Annotated in this window: 13 protein-coding genes; 3 read left to right on the forward strand and 10 right to left on the reverse strand. The window is 61.9% G+C overall.

All coding sequences use genetic code 11. The annotated features are described in order from the left end of the window. Positions 1 to 119: 119 nt before the first annotated feature. Positions 120 to 2,132, forward strand: a complete 2,013-nt coding sequence (locus ACYVL5_RS07605; protein ID WP_460594958.1) for an FAD-dependent oxidoreductase — start codon at positions 120 to 122, stop codon at positions 2,130 to 2,132. Between the two features lie 58 nt (positions 2,133 to 2,190). After that, entirely contained in the window at positions 2,191 to 4,638 is a 2,448-nt protein-coding gene (nuoG, locus tag ACYVL5_RS07610) for an NADH-quinone oxidoreductase subunit NuoG (RefSeq protein WP_460594959.1), read from the forward strand. Between the two features lie 82 nt (positions 4,639 to 4,720). On the opposite strand, the gene ACYVL5_RS07615 is transcribed toward nuoG, so the two are convergent. After that, positions 4,721 to 4,915, reverse strand: a complete 195-nt coding sequence (locus ACYVL5_RS07615; protein WP_250676639.1) for a hypothetical protein — start codon at positions 4,913 to 4,915, stop codon at positions 4,721 to 4,723. A gap of 342 nt (positions 4,916 to 5,257) precedes the next feature. Here ACYVL5_RS07615 and ACYVL5_RS07620 point away from each other — a divergent pair, with 342 nt between their 5' ends. Beyond that, on the forward strand, positions 5,258 to 5,497 hold the full coding sequence (locus ACYVL5_RS07620; RefSeq protein ID WP_460594960.1) for a hypothetical protein: 240 nt from the start codon (positions 5,258 to 5,260) through the stop codon (positions 5,495 to 5,497). Here the strand turns inward: ACYVL5_RS07620 and ACYVL5_RS07625 are convergent. From ACYVL5_RS07625 to ACYVL5_RS07665, 9 genes are all read right to left on the reverse strand, one after another. Next, the gene (locus ACYVL5_RS07625) at positions 5,491 to 6,057 is read right to left on the reverse strand and encodes a menaquinol oxidoreductase (protein ID WP_460594961.1); all 567 of its coding nucleotides are present in this window, start codon (positions 6,055 to 6,057) and stop codon (positions 5,491 to 5,493) included. The genes ACYVL5_RS07620 and ACYVL5_RS07625 overlap by 7 nt on opposite strands. 61 nt (positions 6,058 to 6,118) lie before the next feature. Beyond that, complete coding sequence (locus ACYVL5_RS07630; protein WP_460594962.1) at positions 6,119 to 6,925, reverse strand: cytochrome C; 807 nt, start codon at positions 6,923 to 6,925, stop codon at positions 6,119 to 6,121. Positions 6,926 to 7,077: 152 nt separating this feature from the next. Next, positions 7,078 to 8,436 (reverse strand): polysulfide reductase NrfD family protein, encoded by a 1,359-nt coding sequence (locus ACYVL5_RS07635; RefSeq protein ID WP_460594963.1) that lies wholly within the window; start codon positions 8,434 to 8,436, stop codon positions 7,078 to 7,080. Between the two features lie 3 nt (positions 8,437 to 8,439). Next, the gene (locus tag ACYVL5_RS07640; RefSeq protein ID WP_460594964.1) at positions 8,440 to 9,351 is read right to left on the reverse strand and encodes a 4Fe-4S dicluster domain-containing protein; all 912 of its coding nucleotides are present in this window, start codon (positions 9,349 to 9,351) and stop codon (positions 8,440 to 8,442) included. Between the two features lie 49 nt (positions 9,352 to 9,400). Next, positions 9,401 to 9,919 (reverse strand): cytochrome c3 family protein, encoded by a 519-nt coding sequence (locus tag ACYVL5_RS07645; RefSeq protein WP_460594965.1) that lies wholly within the window; start codon positions 9,917 to 9,919, stop codon positions 9,401 to 9,403. A gap of 84 nt (positions 9,920 to 10,003) precedes the next feature. Then, positions 10,004 to 10,177 carry a hypothetical protein gene (locus tag ACYVL5_RS07650; protein ID WP_460594966.1) on the reverse strand — a complete coding sequence of 58 codons (174 nt, stop codon included), beginning with the start codon at positions 10,175 to 10,177 and terminating at the stop codon, positions 10,004 to 10,006. A 36-nt stretch (positions 10,178 to 10,213) separates the two neighbouring features. Then, positions 10,214 to 10,462, reverse strand: coding sequence for a hypothetical protein (locus ACYVL5_RS07655; protein ID WP_460594967.1), 249 nt, complete (start codon positions 10,460 to 10,462; stop codon positions 10,214 to 10,216). Between the two features lie 75 nt (positions 10,463 to 10,537). Next, positions 10,538 to 10,924 (reverse strand): response regulator, encoded by a 387-nt coding sequence (locus ACYVL5_RS07660; RefSeq protein ID WP_250676630.1) that lies wholly within the window; start codon positions 10,922 to 10,924, stop codon positions 10,538 to 10,540. 60 nt (positions 10,925 to 10,984) lie between these two features. Continuing rightward, positions 10,985 to 11,215 carry a hypothetical protein gene (locus ACYVL5_RS07665; RefSeq protein ID WP_460594968.1) on the reverse strand — a complete coding sequence of 77 codons (231 nt, stop codon included), beginning with the start codon at positions 11,213 to 11,215 and terminating at the stop codon, positions 10,985 to 10,987. Between the last annotated feature and the right edge of the window lie 431 nt (positions 11,216 to 11,646).

Raw genomic sequence — 11,646 nt, forward strand, 5'->3', positions numbered from 1 at the left:
AGCGGTGTGATGTGGTAAAAACTGGATACTGTATACAATCTGACCCGTCTAATTTACTCAATAAATGTAAATATTTAGCCGAAAATTGGCCGAATTTTACAGCTATTTCGGAGGCCTAAGTGGCAGAGGTTGTTTTTTCCAGCTGGGGCAGAAACATCGTGGACAACCGCAAAGGTGGTGAGGCGAAGCCGGCGAGCTTCAAACTCCCGGTCACCTACGACGGCGAGCGTCCCCTGTCCGCCTTCATCGGCTGGGACGGCATCATCCTGTACAACAAGGATGTCGACATCCCGGTCATGCTCGCCGAGTACATGAAGAGAGCCCAGACCAAGTACGTCTGCGGCAAGTGCACCCCCGGCAAGAAGGGGACCCGCGTCATCATGGACGCCCTCTCCCGGATCGTCGAGGGGAACGGCAAGGAAGAGGATCTGGACACCATCCTGGAGGTCTGCGAGCTCCTCTCCCACGCCAAGTGCACGCTCTGCCCGAGCTGCGCGGTGCCGGTGCGCGATGCGGTCACCCATTTCCGCGATGCCTTCGTGAACTACATCCGGGGGGCCAAGAGCCTCTCCAAGGAGTTCACCTACATCGAGAAGTACACCGCCCCCTGCATGGACAAGTGTCCTGCCCACATCGACATCCCGGCCTACATCGAGGCCATCAAGGATTACCGTTACGACCTCTCCCTGGAGGCCATCCGCAACTCCATGCCGCTGCCGTCGGTCTGCGGCCGCGTCTGCCCGCATCCCTGCGAGACCGCCTGCCGCAGAAAGAACGTGGACGAGTCGATCAACATCATGGTCTTGAAGCGTACCGCCTCCGACTACGAGTGGATGCACGAGAGAAAGCCCCCCATGGTCGCCAAGCCGAAGAAAGGGAAATCGATCGGCGTGGTCGGTGCCGGCCCGGCCGGTCTCGCCGCCGCCTATTACCTCGCTTTGGAAGGGTACCCGGTCACCATCTACGAAGCGCTCCCGATCGGCGGAGGGATGGTCGCGGTCGGCATCCCCCCCTACCGCCAGCCGCGCCACCTCTTGCAGCGCGACATCGACATCATCCAGTCGCTGGGCGTGGAGATCGTCTACAACTGCCGCGTCGGCAAGGACATCTCCCTCGATGAGCTCAAGCAGAAGCACGCCGCGGTGTTCCTGGCTCCGGGCGCCCACCGTTCCAAGCCGATGGGCGTGGAAGGCGAGGACAAGGGGTACAAAGGCTTCCTCACCGGCGGTATCGACTTCCTGAGGGCCGCCTACCTCGGTCTTCCGACCGGGATGGGCAAGAAGGTCTTCGTGGTCGGCGGCGGCAACACCGCCATCGACTGCGTCAGGGTGGCGCTTCGCGAGGGGGCCGAGGAATCGACCCTGGTCTACCGCCGTTCCCGGGCCGAGATGCCGGCCGACGTGTGGGAGGTCGACGGGGCGGATCACGAAGGGGTCAAGTTCGAGTTCCAGGTCCTGCCGACCAAGGTCATCGCCAACGAGAAGAACGAGGTCACCGGCGTCGAGCTGATCAGGATGGCGCTGGGCGAGCCGGACGCCTCGGGGCGCCGCCGTCCGGAACCGGTGCAGGGCTCCGAGTTCGTCATCGAGTGCGACACCATCATCCCGGCCATCGGCCAGGACGCCGACCTCTCCTTCATCCCGGCCGAGCTCGGCATCGACACCACCAAGTGGAGCACCATCGTCACCAAGTACGTTCCCTTGAAGGGGGACAACGGCAAGGACCTGATGGACAGCATGGGGAACCCGCTCTCCAGGACGCTCATCACCAACTGCGACGGCATCTTCGCCGGCGGCGACGCCGAGATCGGCCCGCTGACCGTCGTCGCCTGCATCGGGAGCGGCCACCGCGCCGCCAAGGTGATCGCCCGCTATCTCGAGGGGGAGGGGATCTCGCTCACCGACGACGAGCGGATGGAGGACATCCTCACCTACTTCGGCGTGTACGACAAGAACGAGAAGGTCTCCTGGTTGGACAGCGCCTCCCGTGAAGGGCAGGCCGAGATTCACGGCGCCGAGCGCGCGAGCTACAAGAACTACTGCGAGGTCGAGCTGGGCTTCGTCGACAGCCAGGCGGTGCGCGAGGCCGAGAGGTGCCTGCGCTGCTACCGCATCGGCATGGTGGCCGTCTAGGCCCGTACCGCTTACCTTTCCATACGAATTCAATAACTGAAAGTCTGAGGTTTTTTACATGGTCAGTTTAACCATCGATGGCAAGAGCGTCCAGGTCGAGAAGGGTACCACCATACTGGAGGCCGCGGCAACCGTAGGCATCAAGATCCCGACGCTCTGCTGGCTCAAGAAGGTATCCCCGACCGGCGCCTGCCGCATCTGCGCGGTAGAGGTCGAGGGGGTCGACCGCACCATGACCGCCTGCAACACCCCGGTCAAGGAGGGGATCAAGGTCACCACCGACACCCCGGCCTTGAAAGAGGCGCGCCGCAAGATCATGGAGCTCATGCTGGTGAACCACCCGCTGGACTGCCCGGTCTGCGACGCCGGCGGCGAGTGCGACCTGCAGGATTCCTGCTACGGCCTGGGGGCCACCAGACAGGAGTACTCGGCCCTCCTGGAGCGCCGCCCGATCCGCTACGACTGGCCGATCCTGGAGAGCGACCCCAACCGCTGCATCCTCTGCGAGAAGTGCGTGAAGGTGGACCACGAGGTGGTCGGCTGCAACGCCATCGAGGTGGTGGACCGCGGCGAGGCGACCATCATCGACACCGTGGACGGCAAGCCCTTGAACTGCGAGTTCTGCGGCAACTGCGCGGCGGTCTGCCCGACCGGTGCGCTCATCACCAAGTCCTTCAAGTTCAAGGGGCGCCCCTGGTCCTTCGCCCGCGTGCAGAGCGTCTGCAACTTCTGCGGCTCCGGCTGCCAGATCGAGTACCACGCCAAGGAAGGGCGCGTCATGAGGGTGACCAGCGACGACGCCACCTTCAACGACGGCAACCTCTGCATCAACGGCCGCTTCGGCTACAGCTACCTCGATTCCCCCGAGCGCCTCACCACCCCGATGGTGAAGGATGCCTCCGGCAAGCTCGCCATCTGCGACTGGAAGACCGCCATCTCCACCGCCGCCGACAGGATCAAGGAGATCGTCTCCCGTGACGGCGCCGCCGCGGTGGCGGGCTTGGGCTCCCCCCGCGTCACCAACGAGGAGAACTTCCTCTTCGCCAAGTTCCTGAAGGGCGCGGTCGGGACCGGCCACGTCGATTCGGAGGCGGGGCTCGGCTTTGCCCAGGCCCAGGCCCAGATGGCCGAGAAGTTCGGCTTCACCGGGACCAGCGCCACCATCGACACCATCGACAAGGCCCAGGCCATCATCGTGTTCGGCACCGACCTGAACGCCGAGGCGACCAACGTCGAGTACCGGGTCATCAAGGCGGCCACCAAGAACGACGCCAAGCTGATCCTCGCCAACATGAGGGACGTGAAGCTCAAGAAGTTCGCCAACAAGAACCTGAAGTACCTCCCGGGGAGCGAGCTCTCCCTCATCTACGCCCTCATGAAGGCCATCCTCGAGTCGGGTGCCCCGCTGCCGGCCGGCGCCGAGGGGTTGAAGGCCGGGCTCGATGCGGTCACCCTGACCGACCTGGCCGCCCAGTGCGGGATCCCCGCCGACTCCATCGCCCAGGCCGCCAAGCTCATCGCCGGCAAGGAGCGGGTGGCGCTCATCTTCGGCTCCGATGTGATCCGCAGCCAGGATGCCGCCGCCAAGGTCGCCGCTCTGGCCGACCTCGCCGTGATCGCCGGCGCCAACGGCGGCGTCTTCCCGATCGACCCCAAGAACAACACCGTAGGCCTCCTCGACATGGGGATCGCCCCGGCCGCCAGCGCCCAGGGGCTCTGGGGGATCGTGGAAGGGATCGAGAAGGGGAGCATCAAGGCCCTCTACCTCATGGGTTGCGACCTGGCCGGCTTCCCCGAGAGCGCCCGCATGAAGAAGGCGCTCGCCAAGCTCGAGCTTTTGATCGTCCAGGACATCTTCCACAACGACTCGCTTCCCTTTGCCCACGTGGTCTTCCCGGCCGCGGCGGCCGCCGAGAAGAGCGGGACCTTCACCTCCAGCGACAACCGGGTCCAGCCTATCGCGAAGTCGGTCAACGCCCCGGGCGATGCCCGCGACGACGCCGCCATCCTGGCCGAGCTCTACACCGCTTACACCGGCACCACCCAGAAGGGGTCCCACTGGGCCATCTTCTGCGAGCTGGAGGATGCCACTTCCTACAAGGAGTCCAACGGCTCCTACCGCAAGGCTCAGCCGGCCGCCAAGGGGGCCTACGCCTTCGGGCAGGTAGTGAAGACCGCCGCCCCGGCCCCGGGCAAGCACCGGCTCTTGGTCGGCGCCATCGGCTTCCACAACGGCACCTCGACCACCCGCTCGGAGAACAACCTCTCGGTATCCCCGGCCGGCTACATCGAGCTCCACCACGCGGACGCCGCCTCCCTCGGGATCAAGGACGGCGGCCAGGTGAAACTCTCCTCCGCAGCCGGTTCGGTGACCGGCACCGCCAAGGTCAGCGACAAGGTGCAGCCGGGTCTCCTCTTCGCCCCGGTCCACTTCCGCGACTTAAACGCCAACGGCGTCCTGGTGGGGAACAGCAACCTCGTCGAGGTGAGGGTCGAAAAGGCCTAGACCTCGCCGCCAGCCTGAAACGTAAAAAGGCCCCGGGATTCCCGGGGCCTTTTTCTTTTGTACTGCAGCCGCTTTCGGCGTGTCAGTTGGCCGAGTGGACCAGCTTGAGGCTCATGCGGCGTATCTGGATGTCCAACTCCCTGAGCTTCGCCTCGTATTCGCGAAGGTAGTAACTCTTCTTGCTCTCTTCGTGGAAGGTCACCCCTTCCTGGAGCATCTGGATGCGTGATTTGGCCATTTCCCTCATCATCACGAGGGATTCCTTCAAGTCCGACACGGGTCTCCTCCTTGGCGGGGCAATCCGCCGCAGGTGGCACTATGACGGGTCAAAGGCCACCCCATTACATGGTAGGTACTTCATGGAACGGATGCTATCACTGAGCCGCATGGGCGTCAAAGGATATTTTCCTTTCCTGGCCGGTAGTTGGAACGTGAGTTGTCCGTCCAACCATTGCAAATAGAGTACTCGACTCGGAGCCGTGTCTGGGGTTTTGGCGTGGTCTTGACAGTCATGGTTGAAGCCATGACTGTCATGGGAAAATTAATGACTATCGAGGGGCACGGTTATGTGGTATCAACATGGTATGTGGTGCAGCCGCGACAGCGGAAGGAGGGGGCTATGGGCGACGAACTGAGACAGGTGGCCATGGTGGCCGGCATGGACAAGGACGTAGTCGAGAAGCTGGACCAGCTCCTGACAGGGCCTAACGACCGGGCCTTCGTGGTCTGCACCTACACGGATTGCCAGATCAACCTCAAAGGACGCTGCACGATCTTCACGGTAATGGATGTGCCGAGGATGAAGACGGGGCAGCCGTGCCAGCGTTACCAACCGGCGACCCCGCAGAGCTCTCAGTAGCTATCATCGTCCTCGTCTTCGTCGTCCTCGACCGGTAAAAGCCCGGTGCGGTCGAGATAGGCGAGCTGCTCGCCTTTCTTGGCGAGCTGCTGCTGCGACCAGGTCCAGATCCGGTAGCTCTCGAGGCAGAGGATGGTGAAGCCGGCGCCGAAGACCGCCCAGTAGTTGTCCTGGAGACCCTGGGCGAAATAGTAGAAGAGATAGAAGACCCCGGTATAGCCGACGTGGCAGAAGCTGCTGGCGTGCTTGAGGCCGGCCATCAGCCTGGAGAGGCTCAGGATGATGGCGGAGAAGGTGTAGAGGACCAGCACGATGCTGATCGTCTGGGGGGAAGGGGGTGCGCCCAGCGAGGCGACGATCTTCTCCGGGCGCGGCAGGAACCAGAAGTCCCGCCAGGCCAGGGTGCTGACCACCAAAAAAAGGGAAAGCGCCAGGAGGCCGCGGTTCGAGAAGCGCCTCAGGGAAGCGATCTCGTCCAGCAGTTCCTGGCGCAGTGAGGCGAGCGGCTTGCCTGCCGCCTGCTCAACCGCCTCCATCTCATTTGCCCCCGCTTGCTCCATCTGTTACTCTCCGGCTGCCACAGTCGGTCCCTCCATGGCAACGCAATCCCTTCAGAGCGCTTTACAAAGCGGATTTATCAATTTCTCCTAATTTAGTCCTGATAAAGTAATAGGATTTGGCAATCTTGTCAAGCTCATAAGGGAGGTCGGTCGGCTGTGTGACATTGCTGTTGTGTTCGCTTTTCTCAGTGAACCTCTGCAGCTTCTGAAGCGGAACCAGCACGATGATCTTTAAGAGGGTGATGACACCGGCCACCGTGAGTATCAGGGTCAGGACCGAGAAGAAGATCATCTGCATCCTGATGGAGTTGAGTGCGCCCAGGGTCGCCTCGCGGGAGAGCCCGATGTCCAGGGTCCCCAGTACCTGCTGGGAGGCGGAGTGGAAGTGGCAGGCGGCCTGGTAGCACTCGGGCTCGTTGTAGATCGGGGCGGTGATGGCGAGGACGTCGGTGCCGGCGGCGTTGCGGAAGGTTCTCGCCTGCTGCATGGCCCCCACGCTGGCGACCGGGACCGCTTTCTCGTGGCAGATCACGCATCCTTCGGCCTTCTTGTCCACCTGGCGGTTGACCTCGTTGGCGCGGGAGGAGAAGGCGACGATCCCCTTCTTGTTGAAGATCCGGACGTGCTCGACCCCTTTTTGCTCGCTGATGTTCTTGATGATGCTGTTGTTGAGATCACGGTCGGAGTTCATCATCGCGTAGCGGGTCGACTTGAGGACGATCCCCGCCAGGTTGTTGGCCTGGCCGACCGCGTCCCTGATGACGATGTCCTTGATGCCGGCATAGAGCAGCACGAAACAGACCGCCAAGAAACCGGTGACCACCACCCCCACTGGAACCAGAGCCCTGCCTGCGATTTTGTCGAACATGGCCGTTCTCCCGATTGTGCCCCGCGGGTCGCGTCTTCCCTGGCCGCGGAGCTTCCGCCTGCCTTTTTCTGTCTGACCTGTCTGACCTGTCTGACCTCTTAAAGGGGGCGCCGGCCGTCCCTCGACAGCCGGCAGCCCCACAATCCTGTTTCTCAATCCAGCCTGGTAGTCGACTTGTAGGTGCCGACCGGCAGCCCGTCGCGGCTTCTCACCGGCATCGGGTCGTGCGCCGCTTCGGTTTCGGTCACCGGCTCAACCGCCTCCTCGGCCTTCCACTGGTACAGGATCGGCAGGCGGTAGAGGATGAAACGGTAGACCACGATGTAGGTCGCGAAGATCATGGCGCTGATGATGAACTCGCGCAGCGGCGGGATCTCGCGCTCGGGAAGCTTCCAGTTGAAGGTGATCATCGCGGTGTTGACGCGGTTCAACACCACGCCGATGACGGTCATGAGGGCGCCGATGCGGACGATGCGAATGTTTTTCATGTGCGCGCCGTAGGTCATCAGCACCAGGGGGAGCATGAAGCCGACGATGATCTCGAGCATGAACCACTGCCCCCAGCCGGTGTCGAGGTAGCTCCACTTGTTGTCGTGGGCGATCCCGATCAGCTTGATGGTGATGTAGGTGGCGATCCCCATGCAGGCCCCCTTGGCCAAGGAGATCTGGCACCTTTCCAGGCTCTTGTGGAACCTGACGTCGCCGCGCCAGGTCATCATCTTGCTGGCGATGGTGCTGACGGTGATCACCATGCAGAGGCCGCCCGGCAGCGAGGAGACGAAGAAGTGCAGCCACTGGAAGGAGGAGGAGTACCAAAGCGGGTGCACCTTGCCCGGTGCGTAGGTGAAGAGCGCGCCCAGCGCCCCCTGGTGCAGGGTCGAAAGGATGATGCCGGCGACCGTCAGGCCGAGGGTGATCCTTCTGACCGCGGCCTTGCCGGCGGGGAGCCCGATCCACTCGAAGAAGGCGGAGGAGACCTCCAGTACCTGCACCGAGAGATAGGTGGCGACGTGCCAGGCGACCAGGAAGAGGACGGCGGCCGGACCGAAGGAGACCACCATCGGGTAGGGGAGCCGCCACGGCTGCCCGAGGTCGGCCATGAGATACATGACCGCGAAGAAGTAGCCGAGGAGGCCGTTTAAAAGGGCCAGCCGCTCGATCGGCTCCAGATCGTGGCGGCCGAAGATCTCGCAGGCGGTGCCGAGCTGGAAGCCCGAGGAGGAGAGGGGGACCATGGCGAAGAGGCCGAAGCCCAGGAAGAGCCCCCAGGGGTAGTCGTAGGAGCCGCTGGTCGCCCAGGCGAGGCCGTAGTAGAAGCGGCCGATCAGGATGGGAATCCCGACCGCGAAGATGACGGCCAGCACCCAGTTGAAGGGGTTCCTGAGCGCCTGCAACAGGTACTCGCCCGGGGTGAGCCCGAGGAGAAGCTTGTTCATCAAGGTCCGTTTCTCGCCGTTCTCATTGAACGGGGAGGTCACCGGTGAGAAACCGCGCTGTACGTATCTTTTCATTGGTTATCCCTCCTGCCCGGGTTCGTTATGGTGGCCGTGGTCATCGTGCCCCTCCTTCCTGGTGGAGAGGAGGTGGATCCCCGAGAAGAGCGCCGGCCAGATCGAGAGCACCATCGGCACCATCCCGAGGAAGTCCTTCACGTTGGAGATGATCGGATCGTTGGAGAGGGTGGTGTCGAAACCGATCTTGTCGAAGGGTACCCTGGAGAGGTACATCCAGCTGGTCCCGCCGACTTCCTTCTCGCCGTAGACGTGGTCGTAGTACCTTTCGGGGTTCTCCCTGATCCGCTCGTGGGCAAGCTTCACGAGGTCGGCGCGGTGGCCGAAGGTCAAGGCCTCCTGCGGGCAGATCTCGACGCAGGCGGGGGGCCTGCCGTTCTTGAGACGGGTGTCGTAGCAGAGGATGCATTTCTTCACGACCGGGTTGGTCGCGCTTTCGTAGCTGTAGCCCGGGACGTTGAACGGGCAGGCGATCATGCAGTTGCGGCACCCCACGCAGATCTTCGGATTGTAGATGACCGCCCCTTCCTTGGTCTTCGTGTAGGCGTTGACGAAGCAGGAGGTGAGGCAGGCCGGCTCGTTGCAGTGGTTGCACTGCACCTTGCGGTAGACCGGGCCCTCGGACGATTTCTTCTCGTACTCGTTGACCACGGTGTAGGCCTTGGAGGTCGGGCGCCGGGGCTCTTCGAAGACGGACTTGTCGGTGAAGGAGGTCTCGGGCTCGGGAAGGTTCTGCTCCTTGTTGCAGGCGGCTTCGCAGCTGCGGCAGCCGATGCAGCGGGTGGTGTCGACCAGGACACCCATCGCCTCGGGATATCCCTCGAACGAGCCGCTCGCCCACCCCTTGTTGGTCTTGCCCAGCGTGATGGTTGCTCCGCCTATGACGCACGCTTTCAGGAAATTTCTACGTTTCATCGCGGTTTCCTCCGGAATAGATGATGGACTTGCGGGCTTTGCCTAAGGGTCATTCGGCCTTGGCATGGTTGGCGGCCGGGCCGCGGGCCTGCTTGTCGGCGTTGTAAAAGGCGTCACCTTCCTTGGTGCGCGGATGGCACTCCTGGCAGCCGACCGGCCCCTGGGAGCGCTTGCTGTGACACCCGATGCAGTTTTCGTGCATGGCCCCCTTGAGCCCCATCTTGTCGAGGTGGTAGCGCCCTTTGGCCTCGCGCTTCTCGGCCAGGGTAGCGGGGCTGAACGGGGAGGAGGAGTGGCATCCCTTGCAGGAGACCACCGCGGTCGGGCTGGAGTTGGCGTGGCATCTAACACAGTTGGGATCGGTCACCAGGGTGCCGGTGGTGTGATGGTGGCAGTCCGAGCACTCCTTGATGAGCGAGATGTGCTTCGCGTGGTTGAAGGTGAACGGCTTGTAGAGCTTGCCGTTTTGGTTGAGGGTGACGCTGTCCGGCAACGACGTGGACCATGCCTGGGTCGCCATCAGGGACAGCACGAGGGCGGCGAGTATGAAGATTCTGAAAGAGGGCATGTCGTTCTCCTGAGGTGCGGGGGGCGGTCGGCGCCCCCCAGCCCTTGGTAATGGGTCGCATGAAAGAGGTGTTTTAGGTGACCGTCAGTGCTGCGACTGGGCGGTCTTCTCGTCCTGCTCGCGCTTGTGGAGGTAGCGGTAGAACACCGGGAACCCGATGAAGAAGGCGACGCAGATCAGGTATTCGACCCCTTTTATGTACTGGTAGAAGTCCACCAGGGTGAAGACTTCCTTGAATTGTCCGATTTGGTCGAGCATGGCCTTACTCCTTTATCCTGAGAGTGGGTTGGCTTGTCAGTGTCCCCTTACCCGGCTGGTTGCCTTCTCCTGTTCCTTGCTGACCCCTTTGAGCATCCCGTAGAGGGTCATCATGGCCGGGATCAGCTGGACCACCAGCACCAGCGCGCAGAACCCCAGGAAGATGAAGATGCCGATCTTGCTGATGAAGACCTTGTTGGTGGAGGCGGCGTGGGCGTTGAGAGTCCACATCAGGGTGATGAGAGCCGCGTTTACTGCCACTGGGAGCCTCGATGTCGTTTTCATGGTGTTCCTCCTTGGTATCCTTTTGATGTTGTTTCTGGCCTATTGTTCAGCTCATTGCTGTCGTCGGTCTGGTGGTCAGGTCGGCTGCAGGCGTACGCTCTCGAACGCGCACTGCACCGCCTGTCTGATCTCTTCCCGGTCCTCGGCGTCCACCGGCTTGAGTGCGTGGTAGAAGATCCCCTCGGTCCTAAGCTTCCTGATGAGCGGCAGCGAGGTGTCGGCCGCGACCAGGATGATGGTCAGCTTGCGGTTGCACTGCTTAAGAAGCGGAATCAACTCGGCGGCGGTCAGCTCGTCGAACTTGGTTCCCAGAAGCACCACCTGGGCGGTCTTCTTGAGGATCCCGGAGAGAGCGCTCTCCACCGAGTTGGTCACGATCACGTTGTAGCCGAACTCTATGAACATGGAGGCCATCTGTTTGCGGCAGTCCATGTCTTCGTCCACGATGAGTAGTCCTTGCATAGCTTTGCCCTCATGCTGGTGGTACCCGTCGCCTTGGTGCCGGCCGGGGCCCGCAACTCCCTACTTGCCTCCGACGACCTCCTTCTCCCGCCGCCCGGAGGAGAAGATCCCCTTCAGCATCCCGAGGAAGAGGGAGAGGCCGGGTACCATTTGGAACAGAATGATGAGCACCGCGAACGCGATGAAGAACGTGGTGAGGAGACCCATCCCTTCGTGATTCTCCCCTCCGGAGGCCAGGGCCTGGGTGGCGGTGATGACCAGCGACAGTGCCGTTGCAGATAAGGTTTTCATGGTGTTCTCCTTTTTCGGCAGCATTAGCGTCATCTGATGGCAGATATATCGTTTGTAACCTTTAATAGCATCGAGCGTGCCATCGTAAGGCATTCCTGGTAAGATGCCGGAAATAAAGGGCTTTGATGGCTGGTCGGGTGGCGGGCTACCCCCCGGCCTGTATACCGCCGCTATACAGGTCACCAGTCCTCCCCGCCCATGAATGACGGTAAAATATCCGTGAAAGCAGCATGTTGCAGTGGGGTGACTGACTGGATCGAGTGTATGGGGAGGACATACACCCGTTTATTGTGAAGGAGATCACGGCAAGAGGCTGAAGTTGCGTCACGATCGACATCCATTTTCCAGGCATTACTTATTGGTGAATTTGCAGTGAACCTATTTTCATGACTTTTGGTTGACATTGGTCTCGTTGTGAGACATAGTGAAGC

This window comes from Geomonas sp. Red276, assembly GCF_054784495.1.